The organism is Pseudosulfitobacter pseudonitzschiae (assembly GCF_900129395.1).
GTDB classification, from domain to species: Bacteria; Pseudomonadota; Alphaproteobacteria; order Rhodobacterales; family Rhodobacteraceae; genus Pseudosulfitobacter; species Pseudosulfitobacter pseudonitzschiae.
Genome location: NZ_FQVP01000007.1, coordinates 118,732 through 145,527, shown reverse-complemented (window position 1 = coordinate 145,527; position 26,796 = coordinate 118,732). Strand labels below are relative to the sequence as shown.

At 61.3% G+C, this 26,796-nt stretch carries 21 protein-coding genes; 14 read left to right on the top strand and 7 right to left on the bottom strand.

Features of this window, described 5'->3' with window-relative positions; translation table 11 throughout:
• Positions 1-115: 115 nt before the first annotated feature.
• The 4 genes from BUC08_RS19220 to BUC08_RS19205 are packed head-to-tail and all read left to right on the top strand — an operon-like array spanning position 116 to position 5,514.
• The gene (locus BUC08_RS19220) at positions 116-616 is read left to right on the top strand and encodes a Tn7 transposase TnsA N-terminal domain-containing protein (RefSeq protein WP_224769702.1); all 501 of its coding nucleotides are present in this window, start codon (positions 116-118) and stop codon (positions 614-616) included.
• A complete protein-coding gene (locus BUC08_RS19215) occupies positions 613-2,760 on the top strand; it encodes a Mu transposase C-terminal domain-containing protein (protein ID WP_051694558.1) in 2,148 nt (715 codons plus the stop codon). The genes BUC08_RS19220 and BUC08_RS19215 overlap by 4 nt, the downstream gene beginning before the upstream one ends.
• Positions 2,750-3,703 carry an ATP-binding protein gene (locus BUC08_RS19210; RefSeq protein WP_037928620.1) on the top strand — a complete coding sequence of 318 codons (954 nt, stop codon included), beginning with the start codon at positions 2,750-2,752 and terminating at the stop codon, positions 3,701-3,703. Before BUC08_RS19215 ends, BUC08_RS19210 begins: the two co-directional genes overlap by 11 nt.
• The gene (locus BUC08_RS19205; protein WP_081855429.1) at positions 3,700-5,514 is read left to right on the top strand and encodes a TniQ family protein; all 1,815 of its coding nucleotides are present in this window, start codon (positions 3,700-3,702) and stop codon (positions 5,512-5,514) included. Before BUC08_RS19210 ends, BUC08_RS19205 begins: the two co-directional genes overlap by 4 nt.
• A gap of 1,032 nt (positions 5,515-6,546) precedes the next feature.
• Here BUC08_RS19205 and BUC08_RS19195 read toward each other — a convergent pair.
• From BUC08_RS19195 to BUC08_RS19180, 4 genes are all read right to left on the bottom strand, one after another.
• A complete protein-coding gene (locus BUC08_RS19195) occupies positions 6,547-6,960 on the bottom strand; it encodes a c-type cytochrome (protein ID WP_037928557.1) in 414 nt (137 codons plus the stop codon).
• Positions 6,961-7,061: 101 nt separating this feature from the next.
• A complete protein-coding gene (locus BUC08_RS19190) occupies positions 7,062-8,291 on the bottom strand; it encodes an ABC transporter permease (protein ID WP_051694564.1) in 1,230 nt (409 codons plus the stop codon).
• A 109-nt stretch (positions 8,292-8,400) separates the two neighbouring features.
• Complete coding sequence (locus tag BUC08_RS19185; RefSeq protein WP_037928614.1) at positions 8,401-9,207, bottom strand: ABC transporter ATP-binding protein; 807 nt, start codon at positions 9,205-9,207, stop codon at positions 8,401-8,403.
• Positions 9,208-9,320: 113 nt separating this feature from the next.
• Positions 9,321-10,328, bottom strand: a complete 1,008-nt coding sequence (locus BUC08_RS19180; protein WP_037928553.1) for a taurine ABC transporter substrate-binding protein — start codon at positions 10,326-10,328, stop codon at positions 9,321-9,323.
• A 390-nt stretch (positions 10,329-10,718) separates the two neighbouring features.
• Between BUC08_RS19180 and BUC08_RS19175 the strand changes: the two genes are divergently transcribed.
• The 9 genes from BUC08_RS19175 to BUC08_RS19135 all read left to right on the top strand — a co-directional run bounded on the left by BUC08_RS19175 (position 10,719) and on the right by BUC08_RS19135 (position 22,254).
• Positions 10,719-12,113: an aminotransferase family protein gene (locus tag BUC08_RS19175; RefSeq protein WP_037928548.1), complete on the top strand. Its 1,395-nt coding sequence runs from the start codon at positions 10,719-10,721 to the stop codon at positions 12,111-12,113.
• A 273-nt stretch (positions 12,114-12,386) separates the two neighbouring features.
• Positions 12,387-12,647, top strand: coding sequence for a glycine zipper 2TM domain-containing protein (locus tag BUC08_RS19170; RefSeq protein WP_037928545.1), 261 nt, complete (start codon positions 12,387-12,389; stop codon positions 12,645-12,647).
• Positions 12,648-12,792: 145 nt separating this feature from the next.
• Positions 12,793-14,256 carry a MocR-like pyridoxine biosynthesis transcription factor PdxR gene (gene pdxR / locus BUC08_RS19165; protein ID WP_037928611.1) on the top strand — a complete coding sequence of 488 codons (1,464 nt, stop codon included), beginning with the start codon at positions 12,793-12,795 and terminating at the stop codon, positions 14,254-14,256.
• Between the two features lie 96 nt (positions 14,257-14,352).
• The gene (gene xsc / locus BUC08_RS19160) at positions 14,353-16,128 is read left to right on the top strand and encodes a sulfoacetaldehyde acetyltransferase (protein WP_037928543.1); all 1,776 of its coding nucleotides are present in this window, start codon (positions 14,353-14,355) and stop codon (positions 16,126-16,128) included.
• 3 nt (positions 16,129-16,131) lie between these two features.
• Positions 16,132-17,235 carry an acetate/propionate family kinase gene (locus tag BUC08_RS19155; RefSeq protein ID WP_037928540.1) on the top strand — a complete coding sequence of 368 codons (1,104 nt, stop codon included), beginning with the start codon at positions 16,132-16,134 and terminating at the stop codon, positions 17,233-17,235.
• Positions 17,225-20,062, top strand: a complete 2,838-nt coding sequence (locus BUC08_RS19150; protein ID WP_037928536.1) for a molybdopterin oxidoreductase family protein — start codon at positions 17,225-17,227, stop codon at positions 20,060-20,062. The genes BUC08_RS19155 and BUC08_RS19150 overlap by 11 nt, the downstream gene beginning before the upstream one ends.
• The gene (locus BUC08_RS19145; protein ID WP_143186785.1) at positions 20,059-20,619 is read left to right on the top strand and encodes a DUF6882 domain-containing protein; all 561 of its coding nucleotides are present in this window, start codon (positions 20,059-20,061) and stop codon (positions 20,617-20,619) included. Before BUC08_RS19150 ends, BUC08_RS19145 begins: the two co-directional genes overlap by 4 nt.
• A complete protein-coding gene (locus BUC08_RS19140; protein WP_037928530.1) occupies positions 20,616-21,380 on the top strand; it encodes a 4Fe-4S dicluster domain-containing protein in 765 nt (254 codons plus the stop codon). Before BUC08_RS19145 ends, BUC08_RS19140 begins: the two co-directional genes overlap by 4 nt.
• A 1-nt stretch (position 21,381) precedes the next feature.
• Entirely contained in the window at positions 21,382-22,254 is an 873-nt protein-coding gene (locus BUC08_RS19135) for a dimethyl sulfoxide reductase anchor subunit family protein (protein ID WP_037928528.1), read from the top strand.
• 57 nt (positions 22,255-22,311) lie between these two features.
• Here the strand turns inward: BUC08_RS19135 and dapA are convergent, their stop codons facing one another.
• Entirely contained in the window at positions 22,312-23,184 is an 873-nt protein-coding gene (gene dapA, locus BUC08_RS19130) for a 4-hydroxy-tetrahydrodipicolinate synthase (RefSeq protein WP_037928525.1), read from the bottom strand.
• Positions 23,185-23,309: 125 nt separating this feature from the next.
• Between dapA and BUC08_RS19125 the strand changes: the two genes are divergently transcribed.
• On the top strand, positions 23,310-25,283 hold the full coding sequence (locus BUC08_RS19125; RefSeq protein ID WP_174861601.1) for a lytic transglycosylase domain-containing protein: 1,974 nt from the start codon (positions 23,310-23,312) through the stop codon (positions 25,281-25,283).
• Here the strand turns inward: BUC08_RS19125 and BUC08_RS19120 are convergent.
• A complete protein-coding gene (locus BUC08_RS19120; RefSeq protein WP_037928523.1) occupies positions 25,248-26,117 on the bottom strand; it encodes a DMT family transporter in 870 nt (289 codons plus the stop codon). The genes BUC08_RS19125 and BUC08_RS19120 overlap by 36 nt on opposite strands.
• Positions 26,114-26,773: a tRNA (5-methylaminomethyl-2-thiouridine)(34)-methyltransferase MnmC2 gene (gene mnmD, locus BUC08_RS19115; protein ID WP_037928520.1), complete on the bottom strand. Its 660-nt coding sequence runs from the start codon at positions 26,771-26,773 to the stop codon at positions 26,114-26,116. Before mnmD ends, BUC08_RS19120 begins: the two co-directional genes overlap by 4 nt.
• Between the last annotated feature and the right edge of the window lie 23 nt (positions 26,774-26,796).

Here is a 26,796-nt window from a genome sequence, read left to right as displayed (position 1 = left end):
GCCGAGACGTCTCTCGGCAGGGCTGCTCAACTCATTCCAAACATAGGGGGATGCCGCCCCTCTCCAGCTCCGAGCCGTCTGGTTCGGTGCGCCGGTGAGGTGCGCTCCAATCAACATGAAGAACAATCTGATCTACCGCGGGCCGGAACCGAGCCACGCGACCCGAATTCCTGCACGCCGCTCCAAGGGCAGTTTGCGCGGCTCAATGGTTGCCATGCTACCTGGTTTCCAGCGTCCGCGCCTTATCCACTTCGAGAGTGCGCTCGAATATGCCTTCCTCTGCCTGATGCTGGTGCGAGACGACGTGCACCACATCCGCGAACAGCCTCCGGCGATCTCTTATGTCGGTACCGATGGCCGCCCCGCGCGGCATACCTTCGACTTCCTAGTCACCAAGAAGGATGGTGAGCGCATCGCGGTGGCCATCAAACCTATGCAGCGTGTTCCGAAGCTGAACTTCGCCTCGGAGCTCGAATTTGTGTCGGTCGCAGTCTCCAAGTCCTTTGCGGACCGTGTGCTGCTCGTCACTGATCAGCACATTGATCGGCAAGCAGCCGCCGAAGCGGCCAGGACGCTGGCCTGGTCACGCCCCTCTCTTACGGAGGTGGCAGCATGACCCTGCGTTTTCGCTTTTCGAAATCTGACATGATCACCACAGCGGGCGTCGCCATGCGCCCGATTGAGATCACCGATGCAGGTGGCACTTTTGAACGCGTCGGCCAGCCGGGGATCACGGAGGCTTTTTCCCACCAGGAACTGGCTGAGATGATGCGCCGGCCGGACACAACCTACTTTGCTGGGTATTTCGACCGAGCCGTGCAGGAAATGCGGCTGAAAAAGCCGGTCGATCTCATCAGCGAGTTGCCGGAACAGATCAGGCGGCTCGTCATTTGGCGAAAGGCGGTTTGCGACGCTTTCCTTGCCTTGGAGGCAACTGGTGACATCAGACGCACGCAGGAGGGCTATGATCATGCTCGCCCCAGACTGGCCGCGGAAACGCAGCGGCGCGTCGGCGAAGGTGCCGCGGCTCCCAAGAAGGTACGACCAGGTAAAGACGTCATAGTTCGAAATCTCCCTGGAAGTCGAACGGCGTTTCAGTGGGTTCGCTCCTATCAGTCTGCAAGTTGTTCACCGCTTGCACTCATCCCGGAAACCTACCGCTCTGGAAATAGGGAACGGTTTTGGTGCCCACGCTCTGAAGCCCTGATGAATCAGGTCGTCGAGATCTACGCTGACACGCAGCGCCCGACCAAGGTTCAGGCGATCAAGGAGACACAGGCACGTTTCGACGAAGAGAACCGTCGGCGTGCTGAAAGGGGCGCGCCTCCTCTCGTCGTACCGTCGGCGGCAAGTATCCGACGACGCCTTAGCATGGCGGATCCATTCTACCTTTATGCAAAAAGGTACGGGGCTGCAGCGGCGGCCAAGCACTTTACACTGTTCAGCAACGGTCCGGATGTCGTGCGTCCAATGGAGCGGGTCGAGATGGACGAGAATATGCTCGACGTCATTTCGTTGCTGACACTGACGGGCATCTGGGACCACCTTCCACGAGAGCGTCAGAAGAAATTCGAGTCCGGTAGGCGCTGGCTCTACATCGCGATCGATTGTGCGACGAAGTGCGTGCTGTCGATGCGTTTGGCCGACAATCCCAACTCAGATGATGCAATTCGGGCTCTACGTCAGATATTTGAGGACAAAACGCCGTTGGCGCAGGCAGCCGAATGCGAAAGCACTTGGCATCACCATGGCGGCATCGGAACCTTGGTCACAGACATGGGGTCAGCTTTCACGTCGGATGCCTTTCAAGGTACGGTGGCGTCGCTTGGAACGACGGCTCATCTCCCCAGTGCCGGAGTGCCCTGGCTGCGTGGACATATCGAGTCATTCTTCCGTACGCTCGGCCATCAATTGATGCCCCTTCTGGCGGGTCGTACGTTTTTCGATACAGTGGAACGTGGCGACTACCCTTCGGAAACGCTTGCCTGTCTGTGCGACGACGATCTGATCAAGATCCTGCTGACCTTCATCGTCGACATCTATCACAACCAGCCGCATGGTTCGCTTAAGGGCGAAACACCGAATGCAGCTTGGGAGCGCCTCGTTTTGGAGCATGGTACGCCCTTGGTTCCTGACGGGCTAACACTGCGCAAGGCGTTCGGTCGACCGATGGTCCGCAAATTGCGCGGCGACGGGATCTTGTTTGCAGGCCTCAGCTATAGCTGCGAGGCGCTGCGTGAAGCCTATCTCCACTCCCCCACGCGGGAGGTCGAGATCAGGGCTGACCTAAGTGACATCGGGTGGGTTGCCGTCCGTGTTGGCGCGACATGGTATCCCGCTTTGGCCAACCAGCCGGGCTTCGATGGCATCACGTTCGAGCAGCTCCGTGAAGGTAGGCGGTCTATTCGACACAAGCACAAACGGGATGCCCTGCTGGACGCACCCAAGGTCCAGAGAGCAATCCAGCGAATTTCCGAAACAAACCGTCGCGCCTTTGCTCTCCGCGAACTGACGCCATTCCACATGACGGATATCGATGTGGCACGTTCAGAGGCTGCCCTGCATTACCCGATCCGCTCCGATTCCATGCGATTGGGACACATCAAGCCCAGCGATGACCCACTTAGTAACGGAATCTCCATCACTGCGCCCATCGGCAAAGGCAAACTAGACGCCCCCAGCAACGACACAACCAACCCGCCCGAACGCCGTGAGAAACGCGAACGCCGCAAACATTGGAGGTTTGATGATGAAAATTGATTTGGTGACTCAGGCAGCCCAACGAATTGCTTCTCTGAAGGGGCATTTCGTCCACCACGAACGCTTCGTACCGTTGGCAGAAGGCTTCTCCATTCTGGCTGAAAAGCGCCTCGTGGACATCCAGTCAGGACGAACCAGCGAGGCGCAAGGGCTGGCCCTGTCGGGGCATTCGGGGGCCGGGAAAAGCGCCGCGATTACCCATCTGCTCGCTATGGAAAGCCAGAGACTGGCCGAGCATGGGCACGGCGACACCACCATCGTCAGCTTGCGGGTGCCGTCACCCGCAACGCTGAAGTTCGTCGGGCAGATGCTCTTGCGGGCGCTCGGCTACCCCATCGGTGCCGATCGTCACGCGTGGTACATCTGGGACCTGGTCCAACACCACCTCAGAGAGCGCCGCGTATTGTTTGTGCACTTGGACGAGGCGCAGGACCTCGCATCGCGTGGCACCAAGCACGAGCTCGATTCAGTGACATCAATGTTGAAGACGCTAATGACTGATCCGGAGTGGCCCGTCGGGATCATTCTTTCCGGAACGAACGAATTGGAGGACATTCTCAACCACGACTACCAGCTCGCACGCCGCATGAAGACCGTCCGGTTTGAGAGCCTATCCCCCGCTGCATATGGCGATGAAATCCTCGATCTCCTGGACAGCTACTGTGAGCGTGCAGGCCTCGAACCAGAGGACGACGTGCTTGAATTGTCCCACGGCGAACGCGTTGTCCATGCCGCAGCCAATCAGTTCGGCATAGCCATCGTCCTGATCCTGGACGCCATCGAAGACGCCTACCTGCAGGGCCAGAAGACACTGAACCGGCACAATTTCATCAGGTCATATTATCGCCGCACCTCCTGCGATGCCGAGTTCAATCCGTTTGTCGTGCCGGATTTCATGCGCATCGACGCCCGTCAGGTGTTTTCTCGGGAGAACCGCACATGACGTTGTTACCCCTCAAACCTCTTCCACTCCACGTCACCCCGGTACCGGGTGAAAGCGCGACGTCGCTCGCGTCCCGCATCGCGCGGAAGAACGGGACGGCAAGCCTTCAGTCTTTCTGCGCCGACATGAGCATTTCCTATCGCGCCCTGAAGGTCGGTGACCCGGTGGAGATCGAGCGAGTTGCCGCACTTGCCGGGTGCGATCCCACCACACTCCGCAACTGGACACCCCACGCCCCGTCGAAGACGAATTATCAGCTGGGAGCGGAAGCACCGAGGTTCACGGCTTACAGCCGAAGCTCGATCAGGGGATGCCCGAAATGTGCCGCCGAAGCCCGGTCCAAACATGGCGCCCATGGCCCATTTCACCTCGGGATATGGCAACTCACTTCAATCCGGACCTGCGCCCAGCATTCTTGCATGTTAATCGAGGTCCCGCCTCCGTCCCATCACAAGCACAGCTATGATTTTGCACGGATGGTCGACAATATGGACATAGGCGACATCCAGATCGTTGCCAAGGAAGCGCGATCTCTGGAACGCTACCTCCTTGGCCGATTGGATGGCACTTCCGCGGGCCGTTGGCTCGACACGCTGGATTTCCATGTCGCGGCACAGCTTTGCGAGAATTTCGGCCTTTTGCTGACGAGAGGCCCCAAAGCCAGCCGAGCGGAAACAACCGAACGACAATGGCTTGAGGCCGGTGCCGCGGGCTACGACATTCTGCGCAACGGGCCAGATCAGATGTTCGCAGCGCTTGAAGAGCTTCGCATGAAGGCAGGCCCTGGTTGTCACACCTACGGTGCGATTGCCGGTTCTTTCCTGACCTGGCTGTCCCAGCGTGAGGATGATGCCGCCTTCAATGGCATCCGCCAGATGGTCTTCGACTACATCCTGCGGACCTATCCCGTGCTCGTCAGTAGCACAGTCCTGCGGATACGGTGCGACAGGCAACAGGTATATTCCCTTCGAAAAGGCGCGAAGGCCTACGGCATCGACGAACGGATGCTGCGCCACAAGCTCTTGGAGCGTGGCGACATCTCGAAATCGGACAAATCCGGTGCCATCACCTATCGTCGCTATCCCTCGCGGGAGACGTTGCAGCAACTCGCCGATGAAACTAATGGGCTGCTCCGCGGGTTCGACGCGGCAGATTATCTCGGACTGGACATCCACCTGTTGCGCACTTTCGTCGTGGAAGGGCTCATTAAGAAAGCCGGAGAGATGGCCCGAAACGCGCCGTATTTTCGGAAGAAAGATCTCGACGCCTTTCTCGGTCGCTTGTACCGCCGAACACGCCCCGAGTTGGAACCCGCCAATGATGAGATCCCGCTCATTGCGGCCACGCCCGCGTGCCAATGTTCGACCCTCGAACTCCTGCATCTGATTTTCGAACACGACATTCCGCTACGCTGCGCGGCGGGCAAAAACCCAAGGTTCAACGACTTCCTGATATCTGTCGAGCGGGCGAAAACGGCCATAGGTCAAAGCTCAGTTGGTGCGATCAGCATGTCGGAAGCTGCCAGTAAACTTGTGGTCGATACCGCAACAATCCGCAACCTGGTGAAAGCAGGATACTTGCGCGCTGCTCCGAAGCCCAAAAGGTCATCAGAACGCTGGCGGGTGGTCGATGAGGCCTCCGTCGAAGCGTTCGGCGAACAACACATCTCGGCTGCCGATCTTGCCCGCGAGTTGCGACGCGATCCCGCCAATCTCTGCCGCGACCTCTACAAAAACGGCATCGAACCACTCATCTTCAACGGCGAAAACCGGATCATCTTCCGCCGCCGCGATGTTGTTGGAACCAACTAAGTTCTGATACGAATGAAAGCACGTCATGTTTGCGACAACACGTGAAATTCATCCGCCCCTTAAAAGCTGAGTTATTAAAGTGCACTCTGGAAACCCGATCAATGATCTTGACGCTAAGATCTCAGAATTCAAGAAAGAATATGAAACCCGCAATCCCCCTCTAGCGTGGCCGATCAAGTGTGAGGAAGAAAACACGCGGGTGTCCACTCTAGTGTGGTCAGACTTAAGCCCTCCCAGTGCCTTGGTTGATAGCTGGGCGACGAGAGTTGGGACGCTTTCCGTACTTTCTGCGCTTTTTGCGATTGGAAAAGGAAATGGCGACGACATAATTGGTGATTCTCAAGTCATGTTGAGAATATTAGGCTTCATAGTATTGCTCTTCTGTTTGGTCCCTCTCTGGAACTACTGCGCGCTCGTAAAGGAAGTGGGTAACAACAAGAACAACTATGGATTGCTGAGAGATGACATAAAAGTGGGCGCAGCTTATGCTATTGTTTTCCTGATGGCTGTCGGCCCGTTCCTATTATTTTGGCCGGGCTTCCAAGTTCTTATAAATTTCATGCTGTCACCACTGGGGCGCTTGTTGACCGTATCATTGATCCCACTCGGAATAATATTTGCACTATTATTGGGGAGACTGCAGCGAAAACGTTCTAGAACGAGAGCCAACGTGCGCTGACTGTTTTGCCAAATTTGGAAAGCCGGCCGCTGTGCCGGCTTTTCCATGGGCGGCCAGAGGCAACCTTATCTGACGAAAAGGGCAGGTTCAGTTCAGCATCGAGATGTTCGGGTGCTGATATCAATTAGAAATTTTATCGCGCAGAGGCAAAACTATGTGCCTCTTCCCACCTCCCCCGTCGGGAGGATTTCCAGCATTCTGACATCAACTCGCGGTCGTCCTCTGGACGTAACCCGCTAGAGGCAGCGTTTTAGCCCCGCATTGATCCGCTCTCGGTATCAAAAGCATACCTATGGGCGGTGCAGGCCAACCAGAACGCACTGTGCGTCATACCGTTCGCTTTGCGACGACCCCTACTCCTGAATGCTCTCCAGATAGGCCAGCAACCCCGCCAGCACGCGCGGTGTTGGTGTCAGCACACCGTCAATCTCAACCGGCACCAAATCCTGCGCCATCGCGCCGCCGAATTGCGGCATGACGCGGGCAAGGTGGGACTGCTCAGGGTCGCCATAGATATAGCTCAACGCCCGTGCCGATGGAAATGTGCCGCCGTTGCGACGGCTTAGCGTGGTCAGGTCGGCTGGCTTGGCTTGCAGCCCGTCGGCAAAGGCCCCGTTGCCCCGCCCCCGCGCGCCGTGACAGGCCACGCAATTGTCGGCAAAAAACGCCGCCCCGTCCGTACGGTCAGGCATGACCGGATCAGTACAGGCCGCAAGCCCGACCGCCATCAGTGCCAGACCGGAGGTGATTGATAAGAAACTGCGCATGGGACCCTCACTTTATTTGAATACCCAATCTCGCAACCTATGAACTGCCACGCCATGATCCACATCAAGTTGCCAGTGATATTCTATATGCGGACCAAGCCTCAGCCCTTGCCCTTCCACGGCACCAGAATCCGCTCGGCCCAGCGCATCAGCATGTCTATGCCAAAGCCGATGATGCCGATCAGGATGATCCCCATCAACACGATGTCGGTGTCCTGAAACTTGGACGCCGCCACGATCATCTTGCCCACGCCCTTTTCCGCCGCCACCAGTTCGGCGGCCACAACCGTGCCCCAGCAAACCCCCATCGCCACGCGCGCGGCGGTGAAAATTTCGGGCAGGGAGTTGGGGATAATCACATGGCGCAGGATCTGCCACTTGCTGGCCCCCAGCGAATAGGCAGCGTGCACCTTGGTGATCTTTACCCCCGACACACCCGACCGTGCGCCGATGGCCATGATCCACAGCGCGGCCAGGAACAGCAGGATGATCTTGCCCTGCTCGCCAATACCGGCCCAGATGATCACCAGCGGGATCAGCGCCAGCGGCGGCACCGGGCGCATGAATTCGACAATCGGATCGAACCAGCCGCGGAACCAGTTCGACAGACCCATCGCATAGCCCAGCGGAATCCCCACCAGCGCGCCCAGCGCAAAGCCCACGATGACCCGAAACAGCGAATAGCTGAGGTGTTCGGCCAGCGTCACGTTCTGATAGCCGTCCGCGCTGACCGACACCAACCGACGCCAGACGCTGTCAGGGGCCGGCAACCAGATGCTTTCCATCTGCCAGCCCTGCCCCGGTTCGAAATTCAGCGTGCCCTTGTCCGTCAACGCCACGCGGCCAAAGCCCACGTCGACATCCGTATTCGCGTCGATTGCCCGTCCATCCACCGCGACAACCTTCGCGCCATCCTTGCGGGTGACATCGTCATTGGCATCCCAACTGATCAGCTTCGACCGGTACGCCTGTACCTCGACACTGTCGTTCTTCACCGGGCCGGTCCCTGCGTCGAACTCCAGCGGCGCGGGTTCCTCGCCCTGCCGGTAGACCGACACGAAAACGGTGGCATCGGCCTGCGTCCCGTCCGGCCCTTCGATGGTATAGGTGAACTTGTCCTGCCCGACGAACGGACCCGGCGCGTGCAACGGACCCGGCAACCAGCCCGATCCGGTGAACGCGCCCCAGATCACAAAGATCAGCACGATGGAAATCACCGAGGCTGCCTTGTCCGAGACAACCGCGCTTTCGTCACCGAAGGTCACAGTCTTCAACGAACGGTAATCGCGCACCCGATCCATGCGGGCGCGGATGAACCGCCAGATCACCATCGAAAGCAGGATCAGTGCCAGATAGCCGAGGATAAAGGGGAAGGCCCCCAGCACGGAGAGGAACAATTGCGCCAGCTCGCTGCCGAGGTCCTGAAAAATCTGCACCATCTCAGACACTTTCCTCGCTGCGGCCCATGATCTCTTCTTCCATGTTCCAGATCATGTTCAGAATCTCCTCGCGGGTGGGCGCATAGTCGGGATGTTTCTTGACCTCGCGCAGGTCCGCGCCCACACCCAGGTCGGCAAATGGCAGACGGTATTCCTTGTGAATGCGCCCTGGCCGCGGCGCCATCACCACCAGACGCTCGCCCAGCAACAGCGCCTCTTCGACCGAGTGGGTGATCAGGATGATGGTCTTGCCGGTTTCCTTCCACAGCTTCAGCACCAGGCTTTGCATCTTTTCGCGGGTCAGCGCATCCAACGCGCCCAGCGGTTCGTCCATCAGGATCACGTCAGGGTCATTGGCCAGACAGCGGGCCAGCGCCACGCGCTGCTGCATCCCGCCCGACAGTTCGTATACCATCTTGTCCTTGAAATCCCGCAGGCCCACGACGTCCAGCAAATGGTCGACCGTCTTGCGGCTTTCGGCCTTGGGCGTGCCCTTCATGTCCGGGCCAAAGCTGACGTTCTCGCGCACGCTCATCCACTCGAACAGCGCGCCTTGCTGAAACACCATGCCGCGCTGTGCGTCGGGGCCGTGCACCGGCTTGCCGTTCAGCCGAACCTCGCCTTCGGTCTGGGCCAGAAACCCCGCCACGATGTTCAAAAGCGTGGTCTTGCCACAGCCCGACGGCCCCAGCACGCTCAGCAACTCACCCTGTTTCAGGTCCAGGCTGACATTTTGCAGCGCCTGAACGGCGCCGCCCCCCGGCAAGTCAAAGCGCATGGACAGCTTGTCGATCACAAGTCCCGTCATGGTCGTCCCCTTGTTGATTTCTTTGGCCTGTATCGGCCCCACGGACGAGGTGTGCCCCGTCTCATGTCCGTCGGACCCTGCACGTCACATCGGGCGCGCAGGGTCCGGGTGACTTACATGTCTTTCGCGGCCTCCAGCGGCCCGGTGTTCACGGTGCCCGCATAGCTGTCCAGCGCCGAGGGGATCGAACCCGCGTCCACGAACACGCCAGCAACTCCCTTCATGAAGGTTTGCGCACGGCCATTCAGCCACTTGTCGCTCAATTGCTCGTCCACGGTGGGAAACTTGAAGGTCGACAGGGTCGACATCGTGTCTTCCTCGCTCATGCCCGCATCCTTGGCGATCACCGGCAACATCGTGGCATGGTTTGCCTCATCCGCCCACATGGCGTTGGCCTTGGCTGTCACGGCCAGAAACTTGGCCACCATTTCACCGTTCTCGGCGATATAGGTCGCGGGGGCGGTCGTGGCGTCGAACACCAGGATACCCAGCTCTTCCTTTTCCGCACCGGTCAACAGCACGTTGCCGTGTTCTTTCATCCGGCGCAGCGCACCGCCCCAGCCACAGGCCATGTCCAGCGACCCCTGGGCCAACGCCGCCGCCCCTTCGGCAGGGGCCATGTCGACGATGTCCATCGTGGAGATATCAACGCCAAAGTGGTTCATCTGGCTGAGAAAGCCGTAATGCGCAGCGGTGCCGAGGGGCACGGCAACCTTCTTGCCCGCCAGTTCACCCGCGCTGTCCTTGTCGATTTCCAGCCCCGATGCCACGACACAGTTGTCGTTGTCCGAATAGGACACGGCCACATCGACGATCTGCAAATCCTGCCCCGCCGAGGTCGCCACCACAAAGGGCGGCACGCCCTGGCTGACCGAAAGCTGCACATCGCCCGAGGCCATTGCCGCACTCATCGCGGTGCCGGTGTCAAAGCTGACCCAGTTGATCTTGGTGCCCATCGCCTCGTCGTACATGCCGGTTTCCTTGGCATACTGAAAGGGCATCGGCCATTCGAGGAAATAAGCCACGGTAATTTCGCCATGCCCTGCGGCAGTGGCAGCCTGCGCACCCGTCAGCATTGCGATTGCGGCGGTGGCGCTCATTAATTTGGATTTAAATGTCATTGTCGTCTCCCGTTGCGCACCATTTTACACGGCGCTTCGCGTTGTCCCGGCGGTCTGGCCGCCGCTTGGTCCGGTTGTTGCATCAAGCATCAACCGGCGCTGCCCAATCGGACTGCAATATCCCGCGCCGATCAATGTTTTTTCGAAAGTCAGGCCGGATTGAGCAGAGAGCGGCCCCTGATTTAGCAAGTTGCAGAACCCTCTGAAATTGCGGCATTCCTGTTTCCACCATGGCACGCAATGCAGGGCAGGCAGGCAAAACTGGAATCATCTGTGTGCTGCCACTGGCCCTATCGCGACGCCATTTTCTGCTGTTTTCTTCATCACCAACGGGTGCAATATGTTTTGCGTCACCCCACCCCTTCCTCATGCATTCCGAAAGGCCAGACAATGGACGGAACCTTTAATGAAAATGACCTTAGCCGTGTGGTCGAAGCCGACCGCAAGAACGTCTGGCACCACCTGATTCAACACCAACCCTTCGAGAGCGCGATCGACCCGCGCATCATCGTCGAAGGCAAGGGCATGAAGGTCTGGGACCAGAAGGGCAAAGAACACCTGGATGCGGTCTCGGGCGGGGTCTGGACCGTCAACGTGGGCTACGGGCGTGAAAGCATTGCCAATGCCGTGCGCGACCAGTTGGTGAAACTGAACTATTTCGCAGGCTCCGCCGGGTCGATCCCCGGCGCGCTTTTTGCCGAAAAGCTGCTGGAAAAGATGCCCGGCCTTGACCGCATGTACTATTGCAACTCGGGGTCCGAAGCGAACGAGAAGGCGTTCAAGATGGTCCGCCAGATCGCGCACAAGAAATATGGCGGCAAGAAACACAAGATCCTGTACCGCGACCGTGATTATCACGGCACGACCATCGCCTGCCTGTCCGCAGGCGGCCAGGACGAGCGCAACGCGCAATACGGCCCCTTTGCCCCCGGTTTCGTGCGGGTCCCGCATTGCCTGGAATACCGCGCCTTTGAACAAGAGGGCGCACCGCAGGAAAACTATGGCGTCTGGGCTGCGGACCAGATCGAAAAGGTTATCCTGGCCGAAGGGCCCGACACCGTCGGCGCGCTGTGCCTTGAGCCGGTGACCGCAGGTGGCGGCGTGATCACCCCGCCCGACGGCTATTGGGACCGGGTGCAGGAGATTTGCAAAAAATACGACATCCTGCTGCACATCGACGAAGTGGTCTGTGGCGTGGGCCGCACCGGCACATGGTTCGGCTATCAGCAATACGGCATCCAGCCCGACATGGTGACAATGGCCAAGGGCGTCGCCTCGGGCTATGCGGCGATTGCCTGCCTTGTGACCACCGAAGCCGTCTTTGACATGTTCAAGGACGACCCGTCGGACAAGCTGAACTATTTCCGCGACATCTCGACTTTCGGCGGCTGCACCGCAGGCCCCGCTGCGGCGATCGAGAACATGCGTATCATCGAAGATGAGAAGCTGCTGGAGAACACCACGCAGATGGGCGCCTATATGCTGGACCAGCTGCACGCGCTGGCCGACAAACACGCCGTCATCGGCGATGTGCGCGGCAAGGGGCTGTTCCTGGGGGCCGAACTGGTCACGGACCGCGACAGCCGCGCGCCTGCGGAAGAGGCCAAGGTGCAGGCCGTCGTCGGCAACTGCATGGCACAGGGTGTCATCATCGGGGCCACCAACCGGTCGCTGCCGGGCAAGAACAACAGCCTGTGCTTCTCGCCTGCGCTGATCGCAACCAAGGATGACATCAACCACATCATCGCGGCTGTCGACAAGGCGCTGGGCGACGTGTTCGCCTGAGCGCCCCCACATCAGAATGAACCGGACGGGCAGAGGGAAACCTTTGCCCGTTTCACATTTCATACCCCCGCCTTGCTCGGCGCTTCTTCGCTTGCGCATCGGGTGCGCCGCTTGACGCTGCACAACAATTCGCTACGTCTAATGATGTCTTGCCCGAACAGGACCGGTGGTATCTTGCGCCCCAAAGCCTTTTTTCACCGTATCGAAAAAATGTGGGAACCGTTTATTCGGTCACTGCGTTCTCGTTTTAGAATTCAACAAGGGAAGACCATAATGAAAAAGCTTCTGATCGCCATTCCGCTGATCGCATCGCTGGCCGCGTGCGAATCCACCACGTCGAACACAACTGCCGCCGGCGCTCTGACCGGTGCTGCAATTGGTGCGACTGTTTCCGGTGGTGATGACAAAGTCAAAGGCGCGCTGATTGGCGCAGCCGTTGGTGGCGTTGCCGGCAACTATATCGGCAAAACCCAAAACGGCCAGTGTGTGTACCAACGCGCAGACGGCTCGCGCTACTACGCATCGTGCCCGTAAGCTTTTCGAAAGCTTGAAGCACCCGAGTGACACTTCACATGTCCAAGCAAAGGCCCTGGTTTCGACCGGGGTCTTCTGCTTTTCAGGGGTGCCACAGGTATAGTGCCACATTGCCGCGCCCATAAGTCCAGTGTATGCCTGTGGCATGACAATACCGGTCGAAACCTTTTTCCTGAAACCCGACGCCGAGGGGACGCTGCAAAGCCAGATCCAGCAGATGATTGCCCAAGGCATCCTGTCGGGGCGTTTCCAGCCAGGTGAAAAGCTGCCCTCGACCCGCAAACTGGCACAGCGTCTGGGCATCAGCCGTATCACCGTCACGCTCAGCTACACCGAGCTTCTGTCCAACGACTACCTGACCTCGCGCGGGCGGTCGGGATATTACGTGTCCGAAACGGCACCCGTCCCGCCCGTCTTTGACGCATCGCCCGACACACCTGATGCTGTGGACTGGTCCCGCGCCATCGGACAACGGTTCTCGGGTGGGCAGACGCCCACGAAACCGCAGGACTGGGCAGATTACCGCTATCCGTTCATCTATGGTCAGGCCGACCCCACGCTGTTCGATCACGCGAACTGGCGGCTCTGCGCGATGCAGGCTCTGGGACAGCGCGACTTTGGCCCGATGACCACCGACTACTTTGATCAGGACGATCCCAAGCTGATCGAATTCATCGTGCGCCATTCGTTGCCGCGCCGTGGCATCACCGCGCGGCCCGAACAGGTGCTGATCACGCTGGGCGCGCAGAACGCGCTGTGGCTGACCTCGCAGGTTTTGCTGACCCAACGCCGCCACGCCGCGATGGAAGAACCCTGTTACCACGCGCTGCACGATATTCTGAACCAGTCGCGGTGCCGCCTGTCCCACGTGCGTGTCGATCACGACGGCCTGCCCCCCGACGCGATCCCGCCCGGCACCGACGTGATTTTTACCACGCCCAGCCACCAGTGCCCCACCACGGCGACCATGCCCATGCACCGCCGCCGCGCGCTGTTGGATCGCGCCGCCGAGATGGACGCGCTGATCGTCGAGGACGATTATGAATTCGAGATGTCCTTTCTCAAGGCCCCCTCGCCGTCCCTGAAATCCATGGATGCGGACGGGCGGGTGATCTATGTGGGCAGCTTTTCCAAATCGCTGTTTCCGGGCCTGCGGCTGGGCTATCTCGTGGGGTCCGAACCCTTCATCCGCGAGGCCCGCGCCCTGCGCGCCTCGGTCTTGCGCCACCCGCCGGGACACATCCAGCGCACCGCCGCCTATTTCCTGTCGCTGGGCCACTACGACGCGCTGGTCCGCAAGATGAGCACGACACTGCACAAGCGGCACCAGGTGATGCAACAAGCGATCACCGACACCGGCCTGACCGTCGCAGGCCAAGGGGTTTCCGGGGGATCATCCTTCTGGATGCGTGCGCCTGCCTCGGTGGACACCACACAACTGGCGCAGCTGCTGAAGGCGCAAAGCGTGCTGATCGAGCCGGGCGACTCCTTCTTTTCCGGCCCCGACCGGCCGCGAAATTTCTACCGGCTGGCCTATTCCTCGATCCCGTCGAACCGGATCGTCGACGGCGTGCTGCGGGTTGCGAACACGCTGGCGCATCTGGTCTGATCCGCCAATGACAACTGGCCCTAACCGCCCCCGTCATGCAATCGTACTCTGCGGCAAAACCGCGGAATCATTCCCTTAACCTGCCGGAGCCCTTCCATGAAAATGACGACCGAAGAAGCATTTGTAAAAACACTGCAAGCGCACGGCATCGAACACGCCTTTGGCATCATCGGGTCCGCCATGATGCCGATCTCGGACCTGTTTCCGCAGGCAGGCATCACCTTCTGGGACTGCGCGCACGAGGGTTCGGCCGGCATGATGTCCGACGGCTACACCCGTGCCACCGGCAAGATGTCGATGATGATCGCGCAGAACGGGCCCGGCATCACCAACTTTGTCACGGCTGTGAAAACCGCGTACTGGAACCACACCCCGCTGTTGCTGGTCACCCCGCAGGCGGCGAACAAGACCATCGGTCAGGGCGGATTTCAAGAGGTCGAGCAGATGAAACTGTTCGAAGACATGGTCGCCTATCAGGAAGAAGTCCGCGACCCCTCTCGCGTGGCCGAGGTGCTGACCCGCGTCATCGCCAAGGCGCGGCGCATGTCCGGCCCCGCGCAGTTGAACATCCCGCGCGATTTCTGGACGCAGGTGATCGACATCGACATCCCCGAGCCCATCGAATTCGAACAATCCTCGGGCGGCGAAAACTCGGTGGCCGCTGCCGCCGCATTGCTGTCGGGTGCCAAGAACCCCGTGATCCTGAACGGCGCGGGCGTTGTCCTGTCCAAGGGCGGGATTGCTGCGTCCACGGAACTGGCCGAGCGTCTGGATGCGCCGGTCTGCGTCGGTTACCAACACAACGACGCCTTTCCCGGATCGCATCCGTTGTTTGCGGGGCCGCTGGGCTACAACGGGTCCAAGGCGGGGATGGAACTGATCAAGGACGCCGACGTGGTGCTCTGCCTGGGCACGCGGCTGAACCCGTTTTCGACGCTTCCGGGCTATGGCATGGACTACTGGCCGACGGACGCCAAGATCATTCAGGTCGACATCAACCCCGACCGCATCGGCCTGACCAAGAAGGTCACCGTGGGCATCATCGGGGACGCGGCCAAGGTCGCCAGGGGCATCCTGTCGCAACTGTCTGATGACGCAGGCGACGCAGGCCGCGCCGACCGCAAGGCGCGCATCGCCAAGGCGAAGTCCACCTGGGCACAGCAACTGTCCAGCATGGACCACGAGGACGACGACGAAGGCACCACGTGGAACCAGCGCGCCCGCGCGGACAAACCCGACTGGATGAGCCCGCGCATGGCATGGCGCGCCATCCAGTCCGCCCTGCCGCGCAATGCGATCATCAGCTCGGACATCGGCAACAACTGCGCCATCGGCAACGCCTATCCCGACTTTGACGAGGGGCGCAAATACCTGGCCCCCGGCCTGTTCGGTCCCTGTGGCTATGGCCTGCCCGCCATTGTCGGCGCCAAGATCGGCCAACCGGATGTGCCGGTCGTCGGCTTCGCGGGGGACGGGGCGTTTGGAATCGCGGTGAACGAACTGACCGCGATCGGCCGGGGCGAATGGCCCGCGATCACCCAAGTGGTGTTCCGCAATTACCAATGGGGCGCAGAAAAGCGGAACTCGACGCTGTGGTTCGATGACAACTTTGTCGGCACCGAACTGGACACGAACGTATCCTATGCAGGCATCGCGCAGGCCTGTGGGTTGCAGGGTGTCGTGGCACGCACCATGGACGAGCTGACGGCGGCGCTGACCAAAGCCGTCGAGGACCAGATGAACGGCAAAACCACCCTGATCGAGGCGATGATCAATCAGGAACTGGGCGAGCCCTTCCGCCGCGATGCGATGAAAAAACCGGTGTCGGTCGCGGGCATCTCAAAGGCCGACATGCGCCCGCAATCGGTCTAAGGCATGTCCGACGCGCAAGTCCTTGTGATCAACGCAGGGTCGTCTTCGATCAAGACGGCCCTGTTTGACGCAAATCTGCGCGAAACCCTGCGGATCGAGGCCGCGGGCATCGGCACGCAAGGCAGCATTCGCGTCGGCAGCGGGACACGGCACGATCTGACCTTGCCCGATCACACTGCCGCCCTTGCCGCGATCTTTGACGCGCTGTCCAGTGCCGGAATACAGCCCCAGACCTTGCGCGCGTCGGCGCACCGCGTGGTGCATGGCGGCGCCGACCTGACAGCTTCGGCACGGATCACGCCGGCGATCCGGGCCGCCATTTCGGACGCCGTGCCGCTGGCCCCGCTGCACAACCCGCACCACCTGTCCGCCATCGACGCGGTGCAGGCGCTTGTCCCCGGTCTGCCGCAGTTCGCCACCTTTGACACTGCCTTTCACGCGACCAACCCTGCCGTCGCGCGCCGCTATGCGCTGCCCGATGTCGCGGCAACGGCGGGCCTGCAACGCTATGGCTTTCACGGCACCAGCTATGCCGCGCTGGTCCACGGGTTCGAACAGGCCACCGGCACGCCATTGCCGCGCCGTCTGCTGGCACTGCACCTGGGCAATGGCGCATCGCTGTGCGCCATCCGCGACGGACAATCCGTCGCCACCACCATGGGCTTTTCGCCGCTCAGCGGGCTGACCATGGGCACCCGTGCAGGCGAGATCGACGCAGGTGCGGTGTTGCATCTGGTGGAGGCACTGGGGGCCGGGCCTGCGACGCACATGCTTTACCATGACAGCGGGCTGCTGGGTCTGTCCGGCCTGAGCGCCGACATGCGGACGCTTGCCGATGCCACCACGCCGCAAGCCCGCTTTGCCCGCGACCACTTCTGCTATTGGATCGCGCGACAGGCCGGTTCGATGGTTGCGGCGATGCAAGGCATCGACGGCATCGCCTTTACCGGCGGGATCGGGGAAAACGACGCCGCGGTCAGGAACAATGTTCTTGCACAGCTATCGTGGTTGGGAAATATTCCCCATTGGGTGATCCCCGCCGCCGAAGAGCAACAGATCGCCCGCGACGCCATCACGCTGCTGAAGGACCACACATATGCCCCATAAGCAGCCCCCGCTGAACCTGTCGCCCAAGGTCTCGGACGAGATCCGCAAAACCACCTGTTACATGTGCGCCTGCCGCTGTGGAATCAACGTGCACATGAAAGCGGGCGCGGACGGCAAGAAACGGGTCGCCTATATCGAAGGCAACCGCGACCATCCGGTGAACAAGGGCGTGCTGTGCGCCAAGGGATCGGCCGGCATCATGCAGCACAACGCCCCCGCCCGCCTGCGCGCCCCGCTGAAACGCGTCGGGCCACGCGGATCGGGTGAGTTCGAGGAAATCAGCTGGGACGAGGCGCTGGAGATCGCCACGGGATGGCTGGCACCGATCCGCCGCGAAAACCCCGAAAAGCTGGCGTTCTTCACCGGGCGCGACCAGTCGCAATCGTTCACATCCTTCTGGGCGCAGAACTTCGGCACGCCCAACTACGCGGCCCATGGCGGGTTCTGTTCGGTCAACATGGCGGCGGCCGGCATCTACACCATGGGCGGCGCGTTCTGGGAATTCGGTCAGCCCGACTGGGATCACACCAAGCTGTTCATGCTGTTCGGCGTCGCCGAAGACCACGACAGCAACCCGATCAAGATGGGTATCGGCAAGATCAAGGCACGCGGCGCGCGGGTGATCGGGGTGAACCCGATCCGCACCGGTTACAACGCCGTGGCCGACGACTGGGTTGGCATCACGCCGGGCACCGACGGGTTGTTCATCATGGCGCTGATCCATTGCCTGATGAAGGCGGGCAAGATCGACCTTGAGTATCTGGCCCAGTTCACCAACGCGCCCTGCCTTGTGAACAGCGACGAAAAATCGCCCGAGTTTGGCCTGTTGCTGCGCGACGAAAATGGCAAGGAACTGGTGATCGACCGCACGACGGGCAAGCCGGCCCCCTTTGACCAAAAGGGCGTGCGCCCCGATCTGGCCGCCACCTACCGCGCTGCGGGCGTCACCCATCGGCCCGTCATGCACCTGATGGCCGAACGTTATCTGTCCGACGACTACGCCCCCGAGGCCGTGGCCGACCGCACCGGCATTTCCGCGCCGCGCATCCGTGCCATTGCATCCGAACTGGCCCGCGTCGCCTTTGACGAGGCGTTCGAACTGGACCACACATGGACCGACTTCCGTGGCGAAACCCATGCCACGATGACAGGCCGCCCCGTCAGCTTTCACGCCATGCGCGGGATCAGCGCCCACGCCAACGGCTTCCAGACCTGCCGCGCGCTGCATGTGTTGCAGATCATCCTTGGCACGGTCGAGGTGCCGGGCGGGTTCCGGTTCAAACCACCCTATCCCAAACCGGCAACGGCCCACCCGAGACCCCATTGCAAAACCACCTGCAACGGCCCTCTGGACGGCCCGCACCTGGGCTTTGTTCAGGGACCCGAGGATCTGGCGCTGAAACCCGACGGCACGGCGGCGCGCATCGACAAGGCGTTCACCTGGGACAACCCGATGTCGGCGCACGGGCTGATGCACATGGTCATCTCGAACGCCCATGCGGGTGACCCGTACAAGATCGACACGCTGTTCCTGTACATGGCCAACATGGCGTGGAATTCGTCGATGAACACGCGCGGTGTGATCGACATGCTGACCGACACGGATGCCAACGGCGATTACGTGATCCCCCGCATCATCTATTCGGATGCCTACAGCTCCGAAATGGTCGCCTATGCCGACCTGATCCTGCCCGACACCACCTATCTGGAACGCCACGACTGTATCTCGCTGCTGGACCGTCCGATCTGCGAGGCCGACGCCGCCGCCGACGCGATCCGCTGGCCGGTGGTCGAACCCGACCGCGACGTGCGCGGGTTTCAGTCGGTGCTGTGCGATCTGGGCGCGCGGCTGAACCTGCCCGGCTTTGTCACCGAAGACGGCGACCAGAAATACGCCGATTACGCCGACTATATCATCAACCACGAACGCCGCCCCGGCATCGGTCCGCTGGCAGGCTGGCGCACGGGCGAACGCGGGCTGACCGCAGGACGTGGCGCGCCGAATGCCAGCCAGATCGACAACTATATCGAAAACGGCGGCTTTTTCGTCGAACACATCCCCCAAGGGGCAAATTACTATAAACCGTGGAACATGGCCTATCAGGACTGGGCCGTGGGCATGGGCCTGTTCGACGCGCCGCAGCCCTATCTGTTCTCGCTTTATGTCGAGCCGCTGCGCCGGTTCCAGCTGGCCGCCGAGGGCCACGGCGACCGCCAGCCGCCCGACCACCTGCGCGATCGCATCCGCCGCACGATGGACCCGCTGCCCATCTGGTATGACCCGTCGGGCGACAACCGCGCCGCCGAATATCCCGTGACCGCGCTGACCCAGCGCCCGATGGCCATGTACCATTCCTGGGGCAGCCAGAACGCATGGCTGCGGCAATTGCACGGGCACAACCCGCTGTACCTGCCGACCAACCTGATGCGCGACCACGACCTGAAGGATGGCGATTGGGCCACCGTCACCTCGCCCCACGGCGAAATCACGGTGCCGGTGCTGGAAATGGCGGCGCTGAACCCCAATACCGTCTGGACCTGGAACGCCATCGGCAAGCGCAAAGGCGCGTGGGCGCTGGACAAGGACGCACCCGAGGCGACCAAGGGGTTCCTGCTGAACCACCTGATCCACGAACTGCTGCCGCCCAAGGGCGACGGGTTGCGGTGGGCCAATTCTGACCCGATCACCGGGCAGGCGGCGTGGTTCGATCTGAAAGTGCGCATCGCCAAGGCGGCGTCACAGGATCAGTCGAAACCGGTCATGGAGCCGATCAAATCGCCCGTGGGTCAGGGACCTGACAGCCTGGCTTGGAAGGTTGGCAAATGATCTGGCCATTTCGAAAAGCACAAAACGGCCGATCGGCATTCTCATGTGAAATCGAATGCCCCGATTGCGGCGCACCACATTCATACGAGGATGAGGGTTTTGGCGCTTTGGTCCAGCGAAGCTGCATCAAACAAGATGCGTGCATGGTCCAGCTGGCCGCAAAGTTTGGTATCGGGAACGGTGTCGGTAACTGGCAATATGACGAAGAGGTCGGCCTGCTGGAATTCCATTTCCCTGATGGAAAAATTTGCGAGACCCCACTGGAAACCATTGGGAGCTGGTTTGAACCCCGGAACGAGTTTCTATGGAGTTGGGGAAACGAATACATTTCCGAATATCAAACGGCAGTTGCACAAAAGGCCCAAGAGTTTGGGGAACAGCGAGGTTTTCGCCCCCTTACTTCCAAGCTTGTTTGGCTGTCTCTGGATGATGCTTGGCACCTCGCAAAGGTTGCAGCGTCAGTATCCAAATCCAAGGGCGTTTACGCCGCCCCGGTCTCTGAGACATTGCAAATGTTCTTTGCGATCACCGATCCAAAATGGAGGCCAGAGCATTGACCACTCTTCCCGACAACACCGAAAAGAAGCTGGGCCTTGTCATCGACCTCGACACCTGCGTCGGCTGCCATGCCTGCGTGATCTCGTGCAAGGGCTGGAACACGGAAAACTACGGCGCACCGCTGTCCGATCAGGACCCCTATGGCGCGGCCCCATCCGGGACCTTCCTGAACCGCGTGCACAGCTACGAGGTGCAGCCGCTGGCGACCTCGGCCAAGGTCCAGCCGCCTGCGCAACTGTTCCACTTCCCCAAATCCTGCCTGCACTGCGAGGATGCGCCCTGCGTCACCGTCTGCCCCACCGGAGCCAGCTATAAACGGGTCGAGGACGGTATCGTTCTGGTCAACGAAAACGACTGCATCGGCTGTGGCCTGTGCGCCTGGGCCTGCCCGTACGGTGCGCGCGAAAAGGACGAGGCCGAGGGGGTGATGAAAAAATGCACCCTCTGTGTCGACCGCATCTACAACGAGAACCTTGAAGAGGTGGACCGCATCCCGACCTGCGTGCGCACCTGTCCTGCCGGCGCGCGCCACTTTGGCGACTTTGCCGACCCCGACAGCCATGTGTCGCGCCTGACGGCGGAACGGGGCGGCATGGACCTGATGCCGGAAATGGGCACCAAGCCCGTGAACAAATATCTGCCGCCACGGCCCAAGGATGCCCTGCCCGAGATTGACGTGCTGGCCCCCTACCTTGCCCCCGTGGATGAGGCACCGGGCGGTTTCCTTGGCTGGCTCGACAAGACCTTGGAGAAGCTCTGAGATGCATCCCGCACCCTCTGTCATCCTCTTCACCACCTTCTCGGGGCTGGGCTTTGGGCTGCTGGCATGGCTTGGCTTGGGCTATCCGGCGGTTACGGGGCTGACTGCATTTGTGTTCTTCACCATCGCCTATGTCTGCGCGGTGGGCGGGCTGATGGCCTCGGCCTTTCACCTTGGCCGCCCCGAACGCGCGCTTAAGGCGTTCACGCAATGGCGCACAAGCTGGCTGAGCCGCGAGGCGGTGATGTCGGTGGCCGCCCTGCTGGTGATGGGCGTCTATGCCATCGGGACGATCTTTTTTGCCACCGCCCTGTCGTTGGTTGGGGTTTTGGGTGCCGTGCTGTGCCTGCTGACCGTGTTCACAACGTCTATGATCTACACCCAGCTGAAAACCGTGCCGCGCTGGCACTCGCCGCTGACGCCGGTGATGTTTTTGGCGATGGCCGTCGCGGGCGGGGCGTTGCTGGCCGGGCAGACCACTGCGGCGGTGATCTTGCTGCTTCTGGCAGGGGGCGCGCTTGTTGCCACGTGGGTGCACGGCGACGGCGCGTTCGCGCGGTCGGGCACGACACTCGCGACGGCCACGGGACTTGGCTCCATCGGCACGCCCCGCGCGTTCGAGCCGCCGCACACCGGCACCAACTATCTGCTGCGCGAGTTTGTCTTTGTGGTGGGGCGCAAGCACGGGATGAAACTGCGCATCATCGCCTTTGTGCTGGCGATTGCGTTGCCGGTGATCCTGCTGCTGGTGCCGTTTTCACACTGGCTGGCGCTGGTGGCGGTGCTGAGTCATGTGGCGGGGGTACTGGTTGCGCGGTGGTTGTTCTTTGCGCAGGCGGAACATGTGGTCGGGCTGTACTACGGGAAACGATAAAGGGGCCGCAATTTGCAGCCCCTTGTTTGAACTTCTCGGTGTTTTAACCCTGAACGCTTACAGCAAACCCGCGTGCGCCAGCCCTTTGTCCACCAGCTTGCGCGTGGCTTCTGTCAACGGCACATGCGGCAGGCGCACCTCGTCGCTGCACAGGCCCAGACGCGACATGGCGTATTTCACACCCACCAGCCCCGGCTCGGTAAAGATCGCCTTGTGCAGCGGCATCAGCCTGTCCTGCAACTCCAGCGCCTTGGCATAGTCGCCCGCAGCACAGGCCGCCTGCACTTCGGCGCACAGCTTCGGTGCCACGTTCGCCGTGACCGAAATGCAGCCGACGCCGCCCTGGGCGTTGAACCCGTGTGCAGTGCCATCTTCGCCCGAAAGCTGGATGAAGTCCGGCCCGCACATCAACCGCTGGTCGTTGACCCGTTGCAGGTCGCCCGTGGCATCCTTGACGCCCACGATCCGCTCCATCTTGGCCAGCTCGGCCATGGTCGCGTTCGAGATGTCGACAACCGAGCGGCCCGGAATGTTGTACACAATGATCGGCAATTTGCACGCTTCGTGCACGGCAGCGAAATGCGCGATCACGCCGGCCTGCGTCGGTTTGTTGTAATAGGGCGTCACCACCAGCACCGCATCGGCGCCCACGGCTTCCGCGTGCTTTGCCAAGCGAACAGACTCGACCGTATTGTTCGATCCGGCCCCGGCAATCACCTTGACGCGGCCCGCGGCGGCTTTGACCACCTCTTCGACAACCTTGTCGTGTTCGCCATGGGTCAGGGTCGGGCTTTCGCCGGTTGTGCCCACAGGCACCAGCCCCGAGGACCCCTGTTCGATCTGCCAGTCCACCAGCTTCTTGAGCGTGTCCAGATCCAGTGCGCCGTCCTGGAACGGCGTGACGAGTGCGGGCATAGAACCCTTGAACATATTCACGCTCCTTTTTCAAAATGGTGGCCGGAATTGGCCGGATTACATAGACCTGAAGCAGACGTGAGTTGCACAGTTGCGCCAAGATCATATGTTGCAACGCACTACCCTTGCCACGACAGGAAATGCAAGTGATCACACGCCTCGCAGCCCTTTTGCTGTGCCTTTTTGCCACCACTGCGACCGCTCAGCCAGAGCGTCCGCGTCCACTGGGCTGGGCAATGGATGCAATGCGCGCAGGCAACTGGGACACGGCCCAGCGGATTGCGGCCCGCGACGGTGTTGTGGCTGCAGATGTGATCGAATGGCACCGCCTGCGCACGGGGCGCGGCACCTATACCGAGTATATGGACTTCCTGAACCGCCGCTTTGACTGGCCCGGCATGGATTACCTGCGCCGACAGGGCGAAGAGGCCGCGATCAAGGCTGGCGCCGCCGCCGTGCGTGCCTATTTCGCCGAGGCCGAACCGCAGACCCCGCGCGGCGTGCTGGCCTATGCCGATGCGATGACCGAACAGGGCCAGACCGGCGAGGCACAGGCCAGCCTTGTCCTGGCGTGGACCACGCTGCCGATGGACAAGGACGAAGAGGCGCTGTTCCTGTCGCGGCACAGCGCCCTGTTGAAACCCCACCACGCAGCGCGGGCCGACACGATGTTGTGGCTGGGCGAGTTGAACGAGGCGCAACGCCTGCGCCCGCTGCTGGACGAGGGCCACCAGGCGCTGGTGGAGGCGCGCATCGCACTGGCCCAGCGCCGCGACGATGTGGACGCCAGAATTGCAGCCGTACCTGCCGCACTGCAATCCGACCCCGGCCTGCAACATGCCCGCTTTGTCTGGCGTCTGCGCAAGGGGCGCTCTGCCGACGCCAAGGCGCTGTTGCTGGAGCGGTCCACCAGTGCCGCAGCCCTTGGCCGGCCCGATGCATGGTCCAATCAGCGCCGCGCGCTGGCCCGCGACGAAATGCGCGACGGTGACCCGAAACGCGCCTATCAACTGGCGTCGCGGCATTTCCTGACCTCGGGGTCCGACTATGCCGATCTGGAATGGATCGCGGGGTATGTGGCGCTGCGCAAACTGAACGATCCGGCCATCGCGTTGAAGCATTTCCAGAATCACCGCAACGCCGTGGAAAGCCCGATTTCGCGCGGGCGTGCGGGCTATTGGACCGGTCTGGCCTATCAGGCCCTGGGCGATGCAGCTGCTGCCGATCAGGCCTTTGCCGATGGGGCGCAATTCCAGACCTCGTTCTATGGCATCCTTGCCGCCGAAAAGGCGGGACAGCCCTTTGACATCGGCCTGGGACCACAGGCCGAAGCATCCGACTGGCGCACCAGTCCGCTGATCCATTCCCCGCTGTTCGAGGCGGGTATGCTGCTGCAAGCCTCGGGCGAGCTGAGCGTGGCGGAACGGTTCTGGACCCATCTGGCCGACCAGCTGGACGAAGAACAGGCCGCGCAACTGGGACAGGCGGCCATCGATGTGAACCAGCCGCATCTGGCCGTGATGATCGGCAAGACCGTCGCCTATCGCGGGATCACGCTGGCCGCGCCATATTATCCGCTGCACCCGCTGACCGAACAGGACCTGCCCATCGCCCCGGAAATGGCCCTGTCCATCGCGCGGCGCGAATCCGAGTTTGATCCCGTTGTGCAATCGGGTGTCGGCGCGCGCGGATTGATGCAGTTGATGCCCGCCACGGCCAAGGAAGTTGCTGGCCAACTGGGGCTGGGCGAGGCGCATACGACCGACCGGCTGATCACCGATCCGGCCTATAACGCAAAGCTTGGGTCGACGTTCCTGTCCACGCTGGCGGGGCGGTTCGACGGCAATGTGGTGATGATGTCGGCGGCCTATAACGCCGGACCATCCCGTCCGATCCGCTGGATGGAAATGTACGGCGACCCGCGCAAGGACAACATCGACATCGTTGACTGGATCGAGAACATCCCCTTCCGCGAAACCCGCAACTATGTGATGCGCGTCACCGAAAGCCTGCCGGTCTACCGCGCGCGGCTGGGCAAGGAGCCGTTGCCGATTCCGTTTTCGCAAGAGCTGAAGGGCTCAACCCTTTTGTCGTTCGCGCCAAAGGGTAAATAGGCCCGCCGCGACGACAATCCCTGCCCCTGTCGCCACGTTCCACGCGATCACCTCGTTAAAGACGGTCACGCCCAGCATCGACCCGAACACCAGTTGCATATAGGCAAAGGGCTGGACCGCGCTGGCCTCGGCCACTTCGTAGACGCGGATCAGCAACCAGTGGCCGAACGCGCCGGTGACGCACAGGGTTGCCATCCACGCCCAGTCGGTTGGTGCCATCGGCTCCCAGAACCAGATGCCGACGCCTGTCATCGCAACGGCCCCCGCAACGCCGGTCCAGAAAAAGCTGGTTGCTGATGTGTCCTTGCGCGCGACATAGCGGGTCAGCAGCGCATAAAGCGCGAACATGATCGCCGAGACCAATGGGATCACCGCCGCCGGATTGAACACACCGATGCCCGGCTGCAGTATAATCAGCACCCCGACAAAGCCGACACCGATGGCTGCCCAGCGCCGCCAGCCGACGCTTTCCCCCAGGATCGGCCCGCTGAGGGCTGCCACCAAAAGCGGGTAGCAGGTGAACACCGCCAGGCTCTCGACCAGCCCCAGAATGGTAAAGGCCAGCACCATCACGCAAATCTCGGCCGCCAGCAGCAGCCCGCGAAAGATCTGCAGCGCCATCTGCTCGGTGCGTGCAGCGGCGCGGATGCCGCCCGCCTTGGCCCGCGCAATCGCCACCACGAAAGCTGCGAAGAACCAATAGCGGATCATTACCACCATCAGCACGTTGTACTCCGACGCCAGATGCCGCGAGATGCCGTCCTGCATGGCGAACACGAATGTGGTCAGCACCATCAGGCCGACGCCCAGCCGTGTGTTGTTGCCTGCGCTCATCGTTTTGTTCCCACCGTCATATGCCGTTTGCGGCCATAACCGGAAATCCGGCTGACCTCGAACCCTGCCGCATCCAGCCCGCGGCGGACAAAGCCTGCAGCCGTGTAGGTGGCGATCGTGCCCTGCGGTGCCGTATGATCGGCCACGGCCTGCATCAGGGTTTCGTCCCACAGTTCGGGGTTCTTGGCCGGCGAAAATCCGTCCAGAAACCACGCATCTGCCCTGCCTTGCCAAGCGGGCAAGGTGGTGCGTGCATCGCCCGCGATCACCTCCAGCACCGCATCGCCAAACTCAAACCGCCCGCCGCGCCCGTTCCAGACCGCGACCAGTTCGTCCCCGATCCCAAAGGCGGCAAGCGCGCGGGCCATTTCCTCTACCGACATCGGATAGGCTTCGAAGCTGGTGAATTGCAGCACACCATCCACGCCCGCCGCACGCCATGCCGCCAGCGTGACCATGAAATTCAGCCCCGTGCCAAACCCCAGTTCGCCGATGTGAAACCCGTCCCGAAACCGCGCAGGCAGCCCGTTGCCCGCCAGAAACACGTGGCGTGTTTCATCCAGACCGTTTTCAAGACTGAAGTAAGGGTCGTCAAACCGCGTGCTGACCGGCACGTCGCCGTCCCGCCATTCCAAGTCTGCGCGCTGGTCCTGCATCCTGTCACCCTGTAAGGAAGTTT

Excerpts from the sequence above, each read along its gene's own strand:
- BUC08_RS19220 (WP_224769702.1), top strand. The coding sequence starts at position 116 with ATGAAGAACAATCTGATCTACCGCGGGCCGGAACCGAGCCACGCGACC.
- BUC08_RS19215 (WP_051694558.1), top strand. The coding sequence starts at position 613 with ATGACCCTGCGTTTTCGCTTTTCGAAATCTGACATGATCACCACAGCG.
- BUC08_RS19210 (WP_037928620.1), top strand. The coding sequence starts at position 2,750 with ATGAAAATTGATTTGGTGACTCAGGCAGCCCAACGAATTGCTTCTCTG.
- BUC08_RS19205 (WP_081855429.1), top strand. The coding sequence starts at position 3,700 with ATGACGTTGTTACCCCTCAAACCTCTTCCACTCCACGTCACCCCGGTA.
- BUC08_RS19195 (WP_037928557.1), bottom strand. The coding sequence starts at position 6,960 with ATGCGCAGTTTCTTATCAATCACCTCCGGTCTGGCACTGATGGCGGTC.
- BUC08_RS19190 (WP_051694564.1), bottom strand. The coding sequence starts at position 8,291 with ATGGTGATCTGGCGGTTCATCCGCGCCCGCATGGATCGGGTGCGCGAT.
- BUC08_RS19185 (WP_037928614.1), bottom strand. The coding sequence starts at position 9,207 with ATGACGGGACTTGTGATCGACAAGCTGTCCATGCGCTTTGACTTGCCG.
- BUC08_RS19180 (WP_037928553.1), bottom strand. The coding sequence starts at position 10,328 with ATGACATTTAAATCCAAATTAATGAGCGCCACCGCCGCAATCGCAATG.
- BUC08_RS19175 (WP_037928548.1), top strand. The coding sequence starts at position 10,719 with ATGGACGGAACCTTTAATGAAAATGACCTTAGCCGTGTGGTCGAAGCC.
- BUC08_RS19170 (WP_037928545.1), top strand. The coding sequence starts at position 12,387 with ATGAAAAAGCTTCTGATCGCCATTCCGCTGATCGCATCGCTGGCCGCG.
- pdxR (WP_037928611.1), top strand. The coding sequence starts at position 12,793 with ATGACAATACCGGTCGAAACCTTTTTCCTGAAACCCGACGCCGAGGGG.
- xsc (WP_037928543.1), top strand. The coding sequence starts at position 14,353 with ATGAAAATGACGACCGAAGAAGCATTTGTAAAAACACTGCAAGCGCAC.
- BUC08_RS19155 (WP_037928540.1), top strand. The coding sequence starts at position 16,132 with ATGTCCGACGCGCAAGTCCTTGTGATCAACGCAGGGTCGTCTTCGATC.
- BUC08_RS19150 (WP_037928536.1), top strand. The coding sequence starts at position 17,225 with ATGCCCCATAAGCAGCCCCCGCTGAACCTGTCGCCCAAGGTCTCGGAC.
- BUC08_RS19145 (WP_143186785.1), top strand. The coding sequence starts at position 20,059 with ATGATCTGGCCATTTCGAAAAGCACAAAACGGCCGATCGGCATTCTCA.
- BUC08_RS19135 (WP_037928528.1), top strand. The coding sequence starts at position 21,382 with ATGCATCCCGCACCCTCTGTCATCCTCTTCACCACCTTCTCGGGGCTG.
- dapA (WP_037928525.1), bottom strand. The coding sequence starts at position 23,184 with ATGTTCAAGGGTTCTATGCCCGCACTCGTCACGCCGTTCCAGGACGGC.
- BUC08_RS19125 (WP_174861601.1), top strand. The coding sequence starts at position 23,310 with ATGCAAGTGATCACACGCCTCGCAGCCCTTTTGCTGTGCCTTTTTGCC.
- BUC08_RS19120 (WP_037928523.1), bottom strand. The coding sequence starts at position 26,117 with ATGAGCGCAGGCAACAACACACGGCTGGGCGTCGGCCTGATGGTGCTG.
- mnmD (WP_037928520.1), bottom strand. The coding sequence starts at position 26,773 with ATGCAGGACCAGCGCGCAGACTTGGAATGGCGGGACGGCGACGTGCCG.